At 57.3% G+C, this 17,919-nt stretch carries 11 protein-coding genes; 8 read left to right on the top strand and 3 right to left on the bottom strand.

Annotation, left to right across the window (positions count from 1 at the left end; all coding sequences use genetic code 11):
- Nucleotides 1-10: 10 nt before the first annotated feature.
- Both ACETPC_RS14435 and ACETPC_RS14430 read left to right on the top strand, forming a co-directional pair.
- Entirely contained in the window at nucleotides 11-1,009 is a 999-nt protein-coding gene (locus tag ACETPC_RS14435; protein WP_380182391.1) for a glycosyl hydrolase family 8, read from the top strand.
- Between the two features lie 314 nt (nucleotides 1,010-1,323).
- On the top strand, nucleotides 1,324-2,814 hold the full coding sequence (locus ACETPC_RS14430; RefSeq protein WP_380182389.1) for a T6SS phospholipase effector Tle1-like catalytic domain-containing protein: 1,491 nt from the start codon (nucleotides 1,324-1,326) through the stop codon (nucleotides 2,812-2,814).
- Between the two features lie 61 nt (nucleotides 2,815-2,875).
- On the opposite strand, the gene bcsG is transcribed toward ACETPC_RS14430, so the two are convergent.
- From bcsG to bcsE, 3 genes are read right to left on the bottom strand one after another with little or no spacing between them, the layout of a single operon-like run.
- Nucleotides 2,876-4,519, bottom strand: a complete 1,644-nt coding sequence (gene bcsG, locus ACETPC_RS14425; protein ID WP_380182387.1) for a cellulose biosynthesis protein BcsG — start codon at nucleotides 4,517-4,519, stop codon at nucleotides 2,876-2,878.
- Entirely contained in the window at nucleotides 4,516-4,701 is a 186-nt protein-coding gene (bcsF, locus tag ACETPC_RS14420) for a cellulose biosynthesis protein BcsF (protein ID WP_380182386.1), read from the bottom strand. The genes bcsG and bcsF overlap by 4 nt, the downstream gene beginning before the upstream one ends.
- Complete coding sequence (gene bcsE / locus ACETPC_RS14415; protein WP_380182384.1) at nucleotides 4,698-6,239, bottom strand: cellulose biosynthesis protein BcsE; 1,542 nt, start codon at nucleotides 6,237-6,239, stop codon at nucleotides 4,698-4,700. Before bcsE ends, bcsF begins: the two co-directional genes overlap by 4 nt.
- A 176-nt stretch (nucleotides 6,240-6,415) precedes the next feature.
- On the opposite strand from bcsE, the gene bcsR reads away from it, so the two are divergent.
- The 6 genes from bcsR (at nucleotide 6,416) to hmsP (ending at nucleotide 17,836) form a co-directional block, all read left to right on the top strand.
- The gene (gene bcsR / locus ACETPC_RS14410; RefSeq protein WP_380182382.1) at nucleotides 6,416-6,610 is read left to right on the top strand and encodes a cellulose biosynthesis protein BcsR; all 195 of its coding nucleotides are present in this window, start codon (nucleotides 6,416-6,418) and stop codon (nucleotides 6,608-6,610) included.
- Complete coding sequence (bcsQ, locus tag ACETPC_RS14405) at nucleotides 6,611-7,339, top strand: cellulose biosynthesis protein BcsQ (protein ID WP_380182380.1); 729 nt, start codon at nucleotides 6,611-6,613, stop codon at nucleotides 7,337-7,339.
- On the top strand, nucleotides 7,336-9,930 hold the full coding sequence (gene bcsA, locus ACETPC_RS14400) for a UDP-forming cellulose synthase catalytic subunit (protein WP_380182378.1): 2,595 nt from the start codon (nucleotides 7,336-7,338) through the stop codon (nucleotides 9,928-9,930). The genes bcsQ and bcsA overlap by 4 nt, the downstream gene beginning before the upstream one ends.
- Nucleotides 9,931-9,951: 21 nt before the next feature.
- A complete protein-coding gene (gene bcsB, locus ACETPC_RS14395; protein WP_380182376.1) occupies nucleotides 9,952-12,246 on the top strand; it encodes a cellulose biosynthesis cyclic di-GMP-binding regulatory protein BcsB in 2,295 nt (764 codons plus the stop codon).
- A gap of 14 nt (nucleotides 12,247-12,260) precedes the next feature.
- Entirely contained in the window at nucleotides 12,261-15,713 is a 3,453-nt protein-coding gene (gene bcsC, locus ACETPC_RS14390) for a cellulose synthase complex outer membrane protein BcsC (protein ID WP_380182688.1), read from the top strand.
- 137 nt (nucleotides 15,714-15,850) lie between these two features.
- Nucleotides 15,851-17,836: a biofilm formation regulator HmsP gene (gene hmsP / locus ACETPC_RS14385; RefSeq protein ID WP_380182374.1), complete on the top strand. Its 1,986-nt coding sequence runs from the start codon at nucleotides 15,851-15,853 to the stop codon at nucleotides 17,834-17,836.
- The last annotated feature ends 83 nt before the right edge of the window (nucleotides 17,837-17,919 follow it).

Here is a 17,919-nt window from a genome sequence, read left to right as displayed (position 1 = left end):
GAAAATAACCATGACTCTGCTCAGGGCGAGCGTATTGATGATTGCAATGATGCTGGGCTGCGCGCAGGCCAGCGCCGCCGACGGCTGGAACAGCTTTAAAAGCCGTTTTATGACCAGCGAAGGGCGGATTCAGGATACCGGCAACAAAAATATCAGCCATACCGAAGGCCAGGGCTACGGCATGCTGCTGGCGGTTGCTAATAACGATCGCGCCAGCTTCGACAGCCTGTGGAACTGGACGCAAAAGCATCTGAAAGATCCGCAAAGCGGACTGTTTTACTGGAAGTATGTGCCGGGCGCGGTCGATCCGGTAGCGGATAAAAACAGCGCTTCGGATGGCGATATCCTGATTGCCTGGGCGCTGCTTAAAGCGGGCCAGAAGTGGCAGAACAACGCTTATTTGCAGGCGTCCGATCGTATCCAGCGCGCTATCGTCGATAAAGAAGTAGTTAGCTACGCGGGCCATACTGTGCTGCTGCCAGGGGATAAAGGCTTTAACAAAACCAGCTACGTGGTGCTGAATCCTTCTTATTTCCTGTTTCCCGCATGGCGGGATTTCGCCGCGCGCAGCCATCTTAAAGTGTGGACGAACCTGATCGACAGCGGTATGGATCTGCTGCCGAAAATGCGTTTTGGCGATGCCTCGCTGCCAACGGATTGGGTAGCGCTGAATGCCGACGGCAGCGTTGCGCCAGCGATTGGCTGGCCGCCGCGCTTCAGCTATGACGCCATCCGCGTGCCGCTTTACGTTTACTGGTACGATGCGCAGAGCCTGCAGCTGGTGCCTTTCCAGCACTTCTGGATGAGCTTCTCGCGCGATAAAACGCCCGCCTGGATCGATGTCACCAACAGCAATAAGGCGCCCTATAATATGGCGGGTGGCCTGCTGGCGGTACGCGACCTGACCATGAATCAAACTGGCTACCTTAGCGACCAGCTAACAGAGAACCAGGATTACTACTCGGCCAGTCTGCAGCTGCTTACCTGGCTGGCTTATAAAAGCCACTAACGTGGTTGGCCAACGGAAAACGCTATGGGAAACCATGGCGTTTTTTTTGATTTGATAATCCCCCTTCTCCTTCATGCCTCAACCGTTTAATCAGGCTCCAGCACCTTATTGCTGAAATCCAGCCAGCAGGAGATCAACTAAACCGGGCGACAACGGATGGCAGGCAATAGAAAGCGTTACCAATTTTTATTTTAGTGAACTGAATTAATTGCTAATTTTTGCGATTTTGCCGGCAAAATATGCGGCGGGCAGAACATTGTTTCTGCTTTGAACCACAGGCTTACTGGGCGTCCCATAAATTACCGGATACCCAGATGAGCCTGTTATTGCACGCCTCTGCGGACGGCCAGAGCGCACAAAAACAAGCCGTCACCTTTACCCTCGGCCTTTTTTTCGACGGCACGGGAAATAACGCGCTGAACGTTCGCAACAGCATGGAAGCGGACAATATTCTGCTGGAGGATAGCGAGGCGCTCGTCGCCTGGGAGCAGGCTACAAATCTGGAGCCGGGGTTACGTTACAGCGGAAGCCATACAGGCAATTACACGAATATTCACTGGCTTAACGAGCTTTACGCCACTGAACTACTTGCCGGGCAGGTTCAGCAGAAAATTTATATTGATGGTATAGGTACAGAAGCGGGCGCGGCGGACAAAATGCTGGATATGGCGTTCGGTACAGGCGAAAGAGGCATAGTCGCTAAAACCGATAAAGCTGTAGCTGCCCTGGCTGAAGCGTTGTGCGGCTATGCTGTCCGGCATCCAGAGTTAATTATCAACGAGCTACAGTTTGATGTCTTCGGCTTCAGCCGTGGCGCAGCAGCCGCGCGACATTTTGCTAATCGGGTTTTTTATCAGGACAGCACCATTGTTGAGGCCATTAAAAGAGGTCTGGAAGGCGTGGAATATCGCGGTTTGGCCGCCGGGAAAACCCGCTTTTTGGGCCTGTTTGATGCCGTCGCTGCCGTCGCCACGCCAGCAAATGGCATGAATCCCAATAGCGCGCATAGTGGTAACGTTAACCTTGAGCTGCGCCCCGGCGTAGCCGAAAAAGTTTTTCACCTTACCGCGCAGCATGAATGCCGCTTTAACTTCGCCCTGAATAGCGTGCGGCCTGCCTGGCCGGAAGTCGCTTTGCCTGGCGTACATTCGGATATCGGCGGCGGCTATCATGCCGTCGAGCAGGAGGCCTGTTTTTTAACGCGTCCGCAGTTTGAAACAGTGCCGCTCTCTACCTCTGATAACGACACCCGACTCTACCGCGCGGTCAGCGAAGAGTTTGCGGCAATGAAAAGCTATCCGGCAATCGCGCCTTACCTCGACAGCGGCGAAACAGAAATCAGTACCTGGTTTGACGATCGCATGCCGGCCGATCGCTATGGCATGCTGCAAAAGCGCAGCGGCGCGGCGGTAATACTGCGGCGCACTGTACGTAACGACTGGGCGAAAGTGGCACTCCGGGTAATGATTGATGCCGCCGAAGCGGCAGGCATTATTTTCAATAATATTGACCAGCAGCAGGCGCTGGCTTTGCCGGAAGAGCTGCATCCGCTGCAGGAAAAAGCGATTGCGCTGAGCCGTGCCGTTCGTCATGGTCAGCAAGCCGCAGGCTTTACAGAAGAAGAGATAGCCCTGCTGGCGGCAAAATATCTGCACTGTTCAGCAAACTGGAATGCGGTGAAAAGGGATGCCAACGGCAATATCAGTGGAGTAGTGAAAGCGCTTGAGCTGGCTTCCTTTGTTAATCGTCCCGACCGCAACTGGCAGCGCACGATTTACGATCTTAATGGTAAAAAAATAACCTGAATCAGTGCTGGTGCAGCAATAAAAAAGACACCGGCGCGATGCCGGTGTCTTGCAGACTGCGTTATTGCGGATAGGCGACCCAGTCGCCGCCGTTAAGCCTGATCCAGGGCTTGCCCTGGTACATCATCACTACCGCATTGTCGTTTTCCGACACTACCTGCGTTTGCGGCAGGTTCTCGGTCAACATCGACATATTGACATTGGCGGCGTTAAACACCTGGCCGTCCACCACGCGAGAAACCAGATCGGAGAGCGCCAGCAGGCTGGTCGGCGCTTCCACGCTTAACGGCTGCCCCTGATGTGGCGCCTTCATACCGACGAACTTGATGCCAACCGGCACATGGGTAATGCTCGGGCTGGGGATATCGCGCAGGCCAGACATCTGCATTTTATCGCCCTGTAGCGCTGCGCCATGCTCCGGCACCACCATCACCATAACGCGGCGGCCCGACTTATCCAGATTGGTCAGGAAGGCATCGAGCTGATCGAACAGCAGTTTGGCGCGCGGCTGCCAGGCGGCGGTTTTGGTGCTGCCCAGTTCGCGCGTGCCATCGTGCAGCGGGATCAGGTTATAGAAGGTAGCTGTGCGGGCGTCCGCGCTTTTCTGACGGTTATCCAACCAGCGCTGCATCAGTTCACCGTCGTTAAATACTGGCGAGCTGTCAAATGAAGTCCAGGAAGGGTTAATACCGGCCTGCGACATCAGCGGCGCCTGCAAATCGCCATCGTCGCGCAATTCCTGTAGATAATTGCCAAATACACCGGTGTGATCCATCATCAGCTGCTCTTTAAAGCCCAGCTTCGCCAGATTATCGAACAGATAGCAGCGCTGATCGGTAGGCTTATAGAGATCGCTGTGCGAGGTCTGGCCGCAGCTGGCACGCAGTAAACGGATCCCCGCCGGGCCGCTGTAGCCGGTCGCGGAATTATAATTGTTTAATACGATATCGAAGTGCTTCCACAGCGGATGATCGCGCAGCTGCGCCACGTCAACATCAGACCAGGCGAGCGAACAGATATTAATGACCAGAATGTCAAAAGGCGCGGAATCCGCAGGCAGCGAATCAGGGAAATGCGTTGCGCGCTGTTTCTCGCTCTCATAAAACTTGTTCAGATAAGCGGTGAGGTTAGCGCTGGTCGGCGGCGCGGACTGATCCATCGCGTTGGCGCTGGCGGCGGCTTTATTTGGCTGTGCGGCGGTATTCAGCGCAACCGGCGGCGTCACTTCCTTTGTCGGCAGCAGCGCGAAGGAAGGCCCGGCCATGTTCACCACATTGATCCACAGCAGCATCAACGAAACCAATACCGAGACACGCACCCATTGCGAAATAAACAGATAAAGCACCAGCATGACAAAACCAACGCCGACCATCTGCCAGTTAACGAAGCGGTTAACCAAATCCAGCAGGTAAGCACCGGAGAAGCCGACCAGCTGGCTGCCTTCGCTGGCGATGCTTTGCGGGCCGGGCAGCCAGGTGTCGTGCCAGAACAGCGCGAAACCTATCGGTATTGAGACCCAGTTGCGCCAGCGGTGCAGCCGCTCGTTGGGCAGCGGCAGCAGCAGCCACGCCAGGAACACTAAGTTGGTAAGGGCGTGGAAATTGAGATAGCCAAACCACAGCAGCGCAAATTTGATCAGGAAATAAAAATTCCAGCCGCCCAGGCCGCGCCAGTTGGCCGGTTGTCGGATCTTTGGTTGACTCATGACTTATCCGATTCAGAAGAGTTACGCCGCCAGATGCCTTCGTACTTCAGCGCGCGAGGCGGCGTGACCCGCAGCACCAGGCCCCGCCACTGCCTGGGCAGCCAGCGGGCGTAAATGGGTTTCAGTAACAGCAGCAGCAGAACCAGCAGGATCAGGATCTGCACTCCATCCATTAAATTCATTTCATATTGTCCGGTGAATCCTGGCCAAGGGTAATATTTTGCGGCTGGCGGCGCTCTTTGACCACGGGCGCGGCGCCAGGCTGCGCAGCCGTGCGGGGAGCTGGCGCATTCCGCCAGGCGGTTGGCACCTGGCTGGTCAGCTGACGAACTTCCGACAGGATTTGCAAATCCTCATGCCACACCAGACGATTAGTAAAAATCTCGTCATGCGGCAGCTGGAAAATAAACTTTAGCGCGGTGTTGAGATCGCTGAAGCGGCACGAAGAAAGAAACAGATAGAGTCTGTCGTCCAGCAGGGTAACCAGATCGCCATAGCGGCGTGGCTTACACAGCGTTAACGCCTGCTCCGGCTTCAGTTCCGGTACGGGGCGCAGCGCCACCAGCAACCCTTTGCCGTTTTCCGGCAGCAGTGTGTTGTTTACCAGCAGCGTTACCGACTGGCAAAACTCGGCCAGCGGCAGGTAGCCGCGCTCCTGCAAAGGCTGCATGGATTTCATCAGCGCCTGTAAATCGGCTGGCACATGGCGGTTATAGGACTGTCCCTGAATACCTTCCAGCATGGTCAGAAAGCGCGACATAGTGGCGTTGACCGGCACTATGCTGTTGACGCCGCAGGCCAGTAGCAGCCTTTCATCGCTATAGCGCAGTGAGGCTCGCATCTCGCGCACGACTATTTTCAGGCCGCTGCCTCGGGTACGGCGCAGACTGTGAATCTGTTCTGCCAGCAGCGGGATCTGATCGTTATGTTGCAAACTGAAAATAACCGTCGCCGCATTCGCCTGCTGCGCGCGGCTATGTAATCCGGCATTGTCATCATACAGCGTCCACTGGCTTGATAGCGGCGGCGCGCCTTCCAGCACCGATTTTTCCGCCAGATAGAGCATCTCGTCGTTCAGCGTCAGCGGCGCGCTCTGCTCCTGCTCCAACAGTGTAAAGTGGTCCATATTCAGGGCCAGTCTCATGGCGCGATCCGCCAGCATGCCGCCGTCGTTAGCCCACCAGTTGATGCGGTAGTCCCAACTGTCCTGCTGCCAGTCGAGCTGCGCCAGTCCATCAACATGGCGATAGAGCGTTTGCAGCTGCGTGCGTAGCGTGTTGATTACTGAACCAAAGCTAATGATTAGCAGCGTGATGGGTTTAGCAGCAAGAAAGTGTTGTAGCTTTTTTGTCCACAGCCGCAGCTCATCCTGGCTTAGTTTTTCCCACAGGGATGCGGGAGCGAAAAACAGGACCAGTCGAGGTTTTTCCGACAGCACGCGCGCCAAATCATCGGTAAAAGCGTGCAGCGCCCGCCGGGTTTCCGGCAGTGAGAAAAGCGGAATCGCAGCAGGCCCGCCAGCAGGCGCAGGCGAGAGCAGTGTTTCCGGCGCCAGGCCAGCAGCGACAAGCGTAACGGCACGTTGGGCAGCGATGCATTGACGCGCCAGAATACGGGCGTCTTCTTGCCGGTTGACCGTCAGCCAGTAACATCCCGACGGCTGCATCAGCATCAACTCATCTCTGACCTGTTCAAATCCTAACGTAAATGGAGGTGTCATAAGATATTTCGCAACCCGTCTTATTCTACGGCTAGAGTGTAGTCCAGTTAAAAAATGAAGTAGCATCATTGTATTCTGGCTAATATACATTACAACTTATAGCAAACCGACCTGAACCCGACCCAGGAATTTTCTTGCTCGGGGGGGATTTTTTGCTGCCTTTTAGGGCTATCTCTATGAGTCAACTCTCGGATAAAACGCTGCCGGTGGCGCGTGAATCTCAGGACGATATTGCGCAACTGGAACGCGCTTTTTCGCTACAGAACTGGCGCTATGTGGATATCGATCGCCAGGAAAGGCTGGCCGGGATCCTGAACCGCTGGCCGCTGTTGGCCGAGTGGGCCGCGGAATCACAGCCAGAGGTGTCGTAAATGGCGGTTATTGCGCTGCAGGGCGTCAGAGGAGGAGCCGGCACAAGCTCGTTAACCGCTGCTTTCGCCTGGGCGTTGAATCAGCTGGGCGAGCAGGTTATCGCCATCGATTTTTCCGCTGATAATTTATTGCGCATGCATTTTAATATGGCGGTCAATCAGCCACGCGGCTGGCTGCGGGCGGCTTTTGACGAACTGCCCTGGCAGCAGAGCGCGCTGCGCTACGCGCCGGGGCTGGATTTTGTGCCGGCCGGCAGGCTGAATGACGACGAGCGCATGGCTTTTATCAGCCAGCCGGAAAAATATGGCCGCGCCTGGATTGCGCAAATGGAAGCCTTAAAACGGCTTTACCCCTGGATCCTGCTCGATGTTCCGGCTGGCGATACGCCCTGGACACGGGCGGTGCTGGCGCTGGCCGACCGCGTCCTTACCGTGGTGACGCCGGATGCTAACGCGCATAGTCGTCTGCATCAGCAAACGTTTCCCCATAACACGCTGTTTTTGCTTAATCAGTTCACGCCGGTCAGCAAAGCGCAGCAGGATTTGCATCAGCTCTGGGTCAACAGCCTGCAAAACTTTATTCCCTTAACTATCCACCGTGACGAAGCCGTAGCGGAAGCGCTGCTGAACAAGCAGCCGCTGGGCGAATACAGGCCGCATGCGCTGGCGGCGGAAGGCATGATGACGTTCGCCAACTGGGCGTTGATTAATCTGCGGGAGAACGCATGAGGCCGCTACATTGGCTATTGATGCCTTCCGCCAGCGCTGCGCTGCGCCAACGCTATTCGGGCTATCGCCAGCAAGGTGCTTCGGCGGCAACTGCCGCGCTTCACTGTTTTTGGTTAACGCTGGGCTGGACCTTTTTACGCTTTGAAACGCCAGCCTGGCAGCGCGTGCACGCGCAGCGGCGCCGTCTTTATCCGCATATCTCGCCGGAGAAGCCGCGTCCGGCAGATATTTTACGCTACCTGCTGCAAACATTGTGGTTGCTGCTGGTAGTGCCTTTCAATGGCGTTTCGCTTAGCGATCGTGCGGGCCATTATACGTTGCGAACGCCGCGCCAGCGCTTCTATAACTGGCTGGGTAAACTCCCGGAAAGAGCGGAAGCGCGCGATATGGAAAGGCGTTCCGAGAGGCAGCTGCGCCGCCTGCCTTCGTGGCTGCGAAAAGCGCTGTTCGGCGTGGCAATAGTAGTGGCTACGGCGCTGGCGATCCTTTGTATCTCCCAGCCGTTCGATCTTTTTACGCAATTTATCTTTGTAGTGCTGCTTTGGGGCGTGGCGATGGTGGTGCGGCGTATTCCTGGCCGGCTGTCGACCATGATGCTGATCGTGCTGTCGCTGACGATTTCCTGCCGCTATCTCTGGTGGCGCTACACCTCGACGCTGAACTGGGACGATCCGCTGAGCCTTACCTTTGGCGTGCTGCTAATCGGGGCGGAAACTTACGCCTGGGTCGTGCTAATCCTGGGCTATTTCCAGACGCTGTGGCCGCTGAACCGGCCACCGGTTTCCATGCCGGAAGATATCAACAGTTGGCCGACCGTCGATCTGCTGGTACCGACCTATAACGAGCCACTGAGCGTGGTGAAACCAACGCTTTACGCTGCGCTGGGCATCGACTGGCCGAAAGAAAAGCTCAACATCTACGTGCTGGATGATGGCAATCGTGAAGAATTCCGCGCTTTTGCGGAAAAAATTGGCGTGAATTACATTGCGCGCCCGACTCACGAACATGCCAAGGCGGGCAATATCAACCATGCGCTGCGCACCCACTGCCGCAGCGAGTTCGTGTCGATTTTTGACTGCGACCACGTGCCGACACGCTCATTTTTGCAAATGACGCTGGGCTGGTTTGTGAAAGATCCGAAGCTGGCAATGCTGCAAACGCCGCACCATTTCTTTTCACCCGATCCTTTTGAGCGCAACCTTGGCCGATTCCGCCGTACGCCGAACGAAGGCACGCTCTTCTATGGGCTGGTGCAGGATGGCAACGATGTCTGGGATGCGGCGTTTTTCTGCGGTTCCTGTGCGGTGATCCGGCGTACCGCGCTGGATGAGATCGGCGGCATTGCGGTAGATACCGTGACTGAGGATGCGCATACTTCTCTGCGCCTGCACCGTAAAGGTTATACCTCAGCCTATATCCGCATTCCACAGGCTGCCGGGCTGGCGACCGAAAGCCTTTCCGCCCATATAGGGCAGCGTATCCGCTGGGCGCGCGGCATGGTGCAAATATTCCGGCTGGATAACCCGCTGATGGGCAAAGGGCTGAAGCTGGTGCAGCGGCTCTGCTATGCCAATGCGATGCTGCACTTCCTCTCCGGTATTCCGCGGCTGATCTTCCTGCTGGCACCGCTGGCTTTCCTGCTTTGTCACGCCTATATCATTTTCGCGCCAGCGCTGGCGATCGCGATTTTCGTGCTGCCGCATATGTTACACACCAGCCTGACCAACTCACGCATTCAGGGCCGCTGGCGCCATTCGTTCTGGAGCGAAGTGTACGAAACAGTGCTGGCCTGGTATATCGCGCGACCCACCACGGTGGCGCTGTTCAATCCGTACAAGGGCAAGTTCAACGTAACGGCTAAAGGCGGCCTGGTGGAAGAGCAGCATCTCGACTGGGTGATCACCCGACCCTATATGTTCCTGGTGCTGATCAACGTCGCCGGGATTATCGCTGCAATCTGGCGCCTGAACTATGGCCCATCAAATGAGATCCTGACGGTGATCGTCAGCGTGATTTGGGTGATTTACAACATGATTATCCTTGGCGGCGCAGTCGCGGTTTCTGTTGAGGCGCGCCAGCTGCGCGAAGCGCACAGGGTCGAAATTGCTATGCCTGCAGCGCTGGCCCGCGAAGATGGCCATATGCTGCCGTGTACGCTGCGTGACTACTCCGATGGCGGCGTAGGGCTGGAGCTGCGGGAAGAAAACCTGTTGAAAGAGAATGACAAGGTCTGGCTGCTGCTGCGGCGCGGCCAGCAGGAGTTCAGCTTCCCGTGCTTTGTTCAGCGAACGTTTGGCCGCCGCGCCGGTATTCGTCTGCATGAGCTAACCACCGAACAGCACGTGGAGTTTATTCAGTGCACTTTCGCCCGCGCCGATACCTGGGCGCTATGGCAGGACAGTTTTCCAGAAGATAAACCCATGCAAAGCTTCGCCGACATTATGGTGCTCGGCTTTAAAGGCTATCTGCGCCTGGCAGAATACGGACCGCAGCCGCTGCGCGGCCTTTTTGCCGTGCTGACGCGCCTGATCGGCTGGGTAGCTTCATTTTTCCCGAAGAGCGTGGGACGCCCCGATCCCGCCGCTCGCTGACTCAAAGTTGATGATGAAACGATGACGAGAAAATTACGCTGGTTCACTGCTGTTTTAATGGGCGTTATGCCGCTGGGTCATGCCGCGCCCGACACCGCGCCGCCGCCGATGGCTGGTGTGGATGCGCCTGCGCCCGCTGCTGTTGATCCCGCAGCGCCAGTGCGCGACGTAACGCAAACTTTTGCGCAGATAGCGCCGCCGCCAGGCGTATTCAACCTGACCGGCACGCGGACGCAGGGGCAGATAGAATTCGGCGTGCGCAGCGATGAGGTAGTGACTAAGGCGCTACTGACGCTCAGCTATCGGCCTTCGCCTGCGCTGCTGCCCAACATTTCGCATCTCAAAGTCTATCTGAACGATGAGATGATCGGCCTGGTGCCAGTGACTCAGGAGCAGTTGGGTAAAACCAATCAGATACAGCTGCCGCTCGATCCGCGTTTTATCGGCGACTTTAACCGCGTGCGGCTGGAGCTGGTCGGTCATTACTCTAATTTGTGCGAAAACCCGGCCAACAGCACTATCTGGATGGATATCGGCAAAGAGAGTTCGCTGGCGCTAAGCCTGCAAAAACTGCCGGTGCAGGACGATCTTTCACATTTTCCGGAACCGTTTTTCGATGCGCGCGACAGCCGTCCGCTGGTTTTACCTATGGTGTTTGCCGGCGCGCCCGATCTGGGCCAGCAAAAAGCGGCTGCCGTGCTGGCCTCCTGGTTCGGCACCAAAGCGGACTGGCGTGGCCAGTCTTTTCCGGTGCTTTATAACCAGCTTCCGGAGCAGCAGCATGCGGTAGTTTTCGCTACCAACGACCAACGTCCCGACTTTCTGAAGGCAATGCCGCCGGTAACTAAGCCGACGATCGCTATCGTTAACCAGCCGCAAAACCCTTACGAGAAAATGCTGCTGATTATGGGCCGCGACGACAACGATCTGTTGCAGGCGGTGCAGGGTATCGCTCAGGGCGATGTACTGCTGCGCGGACAAAGCGCGACCGTAGATGAAGTAAAAGAGCTGGCTCCGCGCAAACTGTATGATGCGCCGAACTGGGTACGTACCGACAGGCCAACTACTTTCGGCGAGCTACAGCAGTATGCCAACCAGCTACAAAGCGACGGCATGCAGCCAAATCCGATTGCGCTGACGCTGAAGCTGCCGCCAGACCTTTTCCTGGTACGCGCGCGCGGCATCGATATGAATATCAACTATCGCTATACCACGCCGATTCAGGACGATGGCTCGCGGCTGGCAGTGAATCTCAACAACCAGTTTGTGCAGGACTATCCGCTGCCGGGTAAGAAAGATAATGGCAAACAGCTGCTGCGTATTCCGCTGGTTCAGGGCCTGACGGACGGCAGCACGCAGCTGACGATCCCGGCGCTACGCCTGGGCGTGGTTAACCAGCTACGCTTCGATTTTGATTATGCCAGCATTTTTATCGGCGGCACCTATAACAACGCCACTAACGAAGGGCGCTGCGAAACCATCACGCCTGTGTCTAACCATGTTGTTATCGATGAGAACTCTACCATCGACTTCTCCGGCTATCGTCACTATCTGGAGATGCCTTCGCTGCGCGCTTTCGCCAACGCGGGCTTCCCGTTCAGCCGTAACGCCGACCTGGCGCAGACGCTGGTACTGGTCAACAAGCAGCCGGAAGCGGACAAAGTCAGCGCGCTGCTAAACGCGCTGGGCAACGTTTCGGCGCAGACCGGCTATCCGGCGTTGAAAGTGCAGATGACCGATGACTGGAGCAAGGCGAAAGCGCAGGATGACGATCTGCTGATGATCGGTGAAATCCCGCAGGAGCTGAAGGACGACAGCAAAATCAATCTGCTGGTGGACGCGGCGAAAAGCTGGGTCAACAAGCCTAATCGCCAGAATGAGTTTACCACGCGGCCGCTGGCAGCCGATGATATGCACGCGGAAAGCCAGACCACTATCAGCTCAAACGGACCGATGGCGGCTATCGTCAGCTTCAAATCTCCGTTCTTCGACCAGCGTAGCGTGGTAGCGCTGCTGGCGGACAGCCCGCGCGCCTGGCAATTGCTTAACGGCGCGCTAATCGACAGCGGTAAGCGCGCGGCGATTTTTGGCTCGGCGTCGATTATCCGTGAATCCGGCGTTAACAGCCTGCGAGTAGGCGAAACCTGGCATGTTGGCCACCTGCCATGGTGGGAACGCGTCTGGAACGCGCTGGCGACTCATCCGGTATTACTGGCGCTGTTTGCCGCTGTAGTCGTAGTCCTGTTCGCGCTGCTGCTGTGGAGATTGATGCGCGCTATCAGCCGCCGTCGCCTTGGCGATGAGGACGATCTGTAGTGGACTCGCGCTGGATGGTTTCGGCGCTGCTGCTGCCGATGGGCTGCATGGCGGCCCAGGCAGCGGAAGTTGCGCCGATAGACTGGCTGCTGCAACAGGTGCGCGTCGGCGAAGCAACCAACAAGTTCGATCTGGTCAGCCAGTCGCTGTATCGCCTGGAGAAAATCGCGCCCAATAATCCCCAGGTGCTGGCAGCGCAGATCCGCCAGGATCTGCGAATGGGCCAACAGGATCGGGCGCGAGAAAAGCTGGCAAACCTGAAAAAACTCGCGCCGGACGCGACGGCTACCCGGCAGGCCGAAGCCAGCCTGCTGCTGATTTCCGATGAAGGCCGTCAGCAACTGCAACAGGCAAGATTACTGGCTGCTTCCGGGCATTTGCCGGAGGCGCGCGCAGCCTGGGATAAGCTTTTCCACGGCGTTTTTCCTTCCAATGATATCGCGCTGGAGTACTGGCGACTGGTAGCGCGGCTGCCTGACCAACAGCCGGCAGCGCTGACGCAGCTGGAAACGCTGGACAGGGACGCGCCGGGCAGCATCAATGTGAAAATGGCAATTGCGCAGATGCAGCTCAGCCAGGACAACCGTGCGGCGGCAGTTAAGCAACTGCAGGAAGTAGCCAATGAACCAGCCGGACGCGTGCAGGCTGCCGAACTCTGGCTGAGCGATATCAAGTCGCAGCCGGTCACGCCGGAAACTGTGGCGCAGCTGAAAACCTATTTGCAAACCTTCACCAGCGATAAGCCGCAGGCGGACGGTCAACTTGAGCTGGCGCGGCAGGAGAAAATGCTGGCCGATCCCGCTTACCAACAGCGGCTGCGCGGACTGGCGCTGATCGATAAAGGCGAAAGCTCGACGGCGATTCCCGCTTTGCGAGCGGCGCTGAAGGCCAGCCCGAACGATCCCGATTTGCTGGGCGCAATGGGCCAGGCGCTGTCACGCGCTAACAACCGCGAAGAGGCAGACGGCTATTTTGAGCGGGCGGTGGCTGCAGATGCGCAGGGCACGGATATCGGTAAATGGCAAAGCCTGCTCAAATCTAACCGCTACTGGCTGGCGATCGCCGCAGGCGATAAAGCGCTGGCAGCAGGCGACATTCGCGGCGCGACTCGCAGTTATCAACAGGCCCAAAGCCTGGATAATACCGATGGCTATGCGCTAATCGGGCTGGGCGACGTGGCGCTGGCGCAGAAAAATGCGCAGGCGGCAGAATCGCTGTTCCGTCGGGCGCGGCAGATCGACCCGGGCAACACCACGGCAACGCAGCGGCTGGTAAACCTTTATCAGCAGCAGTCGCCGGAGAAAGCGCTGGCCTTTATCAATAACCTGCCAGCCGCACAGAAACGTTCGCTTGGCGCTACGCTCGCCAGCCTGCGCAGCAGCACGTTAAGCGCGGAGGGCGACAAACAGGCGGCTACAGGACGCTGGGCACAGGCTGCGGATCTCTACCGCCAGGCACAGCAGGGCGCGCCGGACGATGTTTGGCTAAATTATCGGCTGGCGGGCGCGCTGCGTCAGGCGGGCCAGCCTCAGGCAGCGGATCGGCAGATGGTGGCGATGGCGCAGCACCAACCCGGTGCGCCGACGCAGATTTACGCTTACGCGCTTTATCTTTCAAGCAGCGACAGAGCCGAAGACGCTTTGCGGCAGCTCCAGACGCTGCCCGCGGAAAAGTGGGATCAAAATATCAAAGATCTTAACAGCCGGCTGGAAACGGACAGGGTCATTGCCCGTGCGGCGCAGCTACGCGCCAGCGGCCAGGAAAGCCAGGCCGTCGCGCTGCTGGGTCAGCTGCCGCCTTCCAGCCGCATTGCGCTGACAGAAGCGGACTGGGCGCTGGAGCGGGGCGACGCAGAGCAGGCGCTGGCGCGTTACCGCGACGTCAGTGCCAAAGAACCGCAAAACAACGATGCGCGGCTGGGTGAAATCGAAGCGCTGGTAGCGCTGAAAGATTTGCCTGCGGCGAAAGAGCGGCTTCAGGCTCTGCCGCCAGCCGTAGCGGAAGAAAGCGTAAATACCGGACGGCGCGTGGCCAATGCGGCACAAAGCGTTGGCGATACGGCCCGTGCAGCTACGCTGTATGGCCTGCTCAAACCAAAGGCGGCGCAGGAGATGCCTTCGCAAAGCAGCGCGTTGGTATTCCGCGATGCAGCCCGACTGGAAGCGGCGCAGAACAAACCAGATGCAGCGCAGTATGACTATCGTCAGGCAATGGTCGCCAGCGGCATTGCCGCCACGCCACCGCAAAGCACTGAAGAATACACACGGCTGACGCGCAACGACGAACGCGACGACTGGCTGAAACGCGGCATACGCAGCGAAGCGGCTGATTTGGCGCGCCAGCAGGATACGGTGCTTACGCTGGAAGAGGATTACGCCAGAAACAAAGGCACCGGCGGCGTCTCCGATTTTACTGCCCATACCACCATGATGCAGGCGGAAACGCCGTTTAGCCAGGGCAAAGGCTGGCTGCGGCTGGATAACGTGGATGTCTCGGCAGGCACCTTTTCGCGCAACAGTCTCGGCAATATCGATGAAAATTACGGCACCTGCGCCAACGCTGATGCCACCTGTAATCGTGATTTTCGCCAGCATCAGAACGGTACCAGCGTCGGCATTGGCTATAACAGCGACAAATGGTCGGCGGATATTGGCACCACGCCGCTGGGCTTCGAGGTTACCAACTGGGTCGGCGGCTTCACGTGGAATACCAGCGTAAAAGATCTCGGCGTCTCGCTGACCGCTTCCCGCCGTCCTATTTCCAGCTCGCTGCTGGCCTATGCTGGCGCGCGCGATCCTAATACTGCCAGCGGCAAAACCTGGGGCGGCGTGGTCGCAACTGGCGGATCGGTTGGGCTGAGTTACGACCAGGGCGGCGCGCACGGCGTCTGGGCCGATATCAGCGCCCATCAAATCACTGGCGAAAACGTTAAGGACAACTCCCGCGAGCGGCTAATGGCGGGTTATTACTATAAGATTTTAAACGAAAACAATCGGCGGGCGACTATAGGGCTGAACGGCATGCTGTGGCACTACGCCCGTGATTTAAGCGATTATTCGCTCGGGCAGGGCGGCTATTACAGCCCGCAAACCTATAATTCGCTGTCGGTGCCTTTAACTTACCGTCAGCGTACGGAGAACTGGTCGTTCGATCTTGGTGGTTCTGTCTCCTGGTCACATTCCCGTACCAGCGCTCAGTCGCGCTATCCGCTGAGTTTTGGTTCGCTAACCAGTGATAATCCACGAGGCAGCAGTAGCAGCAGCAGCGGTTTCGGCTATACGCTACAGGCGGTGGTAGAACGGCGGCTCAGCGCGCACTGGACTTTAGGCCTGGGCATGGATATTCAGCAGGCGAAAGACTATACGCCAAGCCACGGTATGCTCTATCTGCGCTACTCAATGGCGGGCTGGGAAGGCGATCTTGATATGCCGCCACAGCCGCTGACGCCTTACGCCGATTTTAAATAGCGGCTGAAAAGCCCATCGGAAAACGCTTAATCGGCTACTTAGCCACAGGGATAACTTAACAAGCGTCTGTCATAGGATATACTCAGGGCTGTTTTTGCCGCTCGTTTTGGCGGCAACCAGCTTTGTGGAGAACAGGCTTGCGCGTTAGTCGTTCATTAACGATAAAACAGATGGCGACGGTATCCGGCGTCGCCGTGGTCACCATCCTGATTTTTATCGTCATTCAGCTTTTCCATTTTGTGCAGCAGCGCAGGATTGACTACGCCCAGCAGATGGAAAACGTCGCGCATACCGTGCGCCAGCCGCTGTCGCAGTCGGTGCTGAAGGCGGATATCGGCCAGGCTGAGCATATCCTGAATTCGCTGAAGCCTGCCGGGATCCTGGCACGGGCCGAGGTTGTGCTGCCAAACGGGCTGCAAACGCTGCACACGGACTTCGAACCTGAGAAACCGGTGCCGAAGCTTATCGCCACCATTTTTGAGCTGCCCGTGCAGATCACGGTGCCGCTCTATTCCGTAGAGCCTTCAAATCCTAAGCCGCTGGCGCTATTGGTGCTTCAGGCTGATTCCTGGCGCGTGTATCAGTTTATTCTCAGCGCGCTTTCTACCATGGTGACCACTTATCTGCTGCTGGCGCTGATCCTCTCGATCGCTATCAGCTGGTGCGTTAACAAGCTGATCGTCAGGCCGCTGCGCAGGATCGCCGTTGAGCTGCACGATTTGCCGCCGCAGGAGGCGATCGGCCATCAACTGGCGCTGCCCGATCGCCATCGTGACGATGAGTTGGGCATGCTGATCCGCAGTTATAACCATAACCAGCAGATAATCGGGACGGTACATGATGAGATGAGCCGCCTGACCACGCGTTTCGCGCTGACCAATTTGCCTAATCAGGCGCTTTTTCTGGCGCTGCTTGAGCAGCATATTAGCGCGATAACGGACCAGGACAGCTTTACGCTGATGGTGCTGCGTATTGAAACTCTTCAGGAAGCCAATGGCGTGGTGACGGATGAGCAGCGTGATGCGCTGACCCTGACGCTACTGGATAAAATCCGCAATTGTATCGACGGACAAACCTCAATCGGCCAGCTTTCCGACAGCGATTTCATACTATTAATGAAGCGGGCTACGCCCGTTCGCGCAATGCGTATGGCGCGACTGCTGCAGCTGCGGCTAACGCAGCCGGTCGCGCTGCAGGAGATGCAGATCCGGCCCAGTATCAGTATTGGCCTGGCGGTGCGGGAAGATTGCCGTCTGTGCGCTGCGGAACTGCTGAACCGGGCGGCCTCGGCGATGATGTCGGCGCGCCTTGAAGGCAAAAATCAGATCCTCTTTTTTGACCCTACGATGACCGAGCGTGCGCATAAACGGCTGACTCAGGAACACGATATTCTGCAAGGGTTAAGCGATGGCCAGTTCACGCTGTTTCTACAGCCGCAGGTCGATATGCGTAGCGGTCAGGCGGTTGGCGCAGAGGCGCTGCTGCGAATGCGCCAACCGGACGGTAGCTGGAGTCTGCCGGAAGATCTGATCGTCAATGCGGAAGAGTCCGGCGTGATCAACGCTCTGGGCCGTTGGGTATTCGAAGAAGCGTGCCGCGTGCTGGCGGAGTGGCAAAAACGGGGCATTACGCTGCCGCTGAGCGTTAATGTTTCCGCCGTGCAGCTGCGCGAGCCGGACAGAGTGGCGCACCTGCGCGGGCTGATTCAGCAGTATCAGATCAGGCCAGGCGGCCTGATGCTGGAGATTACCGAAACGGCGCAGGTCGGCGAGCCGGAACTGGCGCTGCGGTTGCTGAACGACCTGCAGCAAGCCGGCGTTTCCGTAGCGCTGGATGATTTCGGCATGGGCTATGCCAACCTGAACTGGCTAAGCCAGTTCAAATCACTGCCTGTCAGCAAGCTGAAGATGGATCGCAGCTTCGTCAGTGCGCTGCCAGAAGACGACGCTATGGTACGTATCGTGGCGGCTATCGCAGAGATTATTAAGGTGGAAGTAATTGCCGAAGGAGTGGAAACCCAACAGCAGCGTGACTGGCTGCTGGCGCGTGGCATTCGGATTGGCCAGGGTTATCTCTACGCCGAAGCACTGCCGATCGGGCAATTCGAGAGCCGCTATTTTTGAACGCGAGTGTTAATAAAATTTAGCATCGGTAGCCCGGCAGCAGGGTTAGTTGTTTTTTTGTACAGCGAGAGTACAATGTAGCT

The organism is Pantoea sp. sgz302252, assembly GCF_042610525.1.
Lineage (GTDB): Bacteria > Pseudomonadota > Gammaproteobacteria > Enterobacterales > Enterobacteriaceae > Erwinia.
Note: the sequence above shows the minus strand (reverse complement) of the source record. Positions and strands in the feature narration are given on the sequence as shown.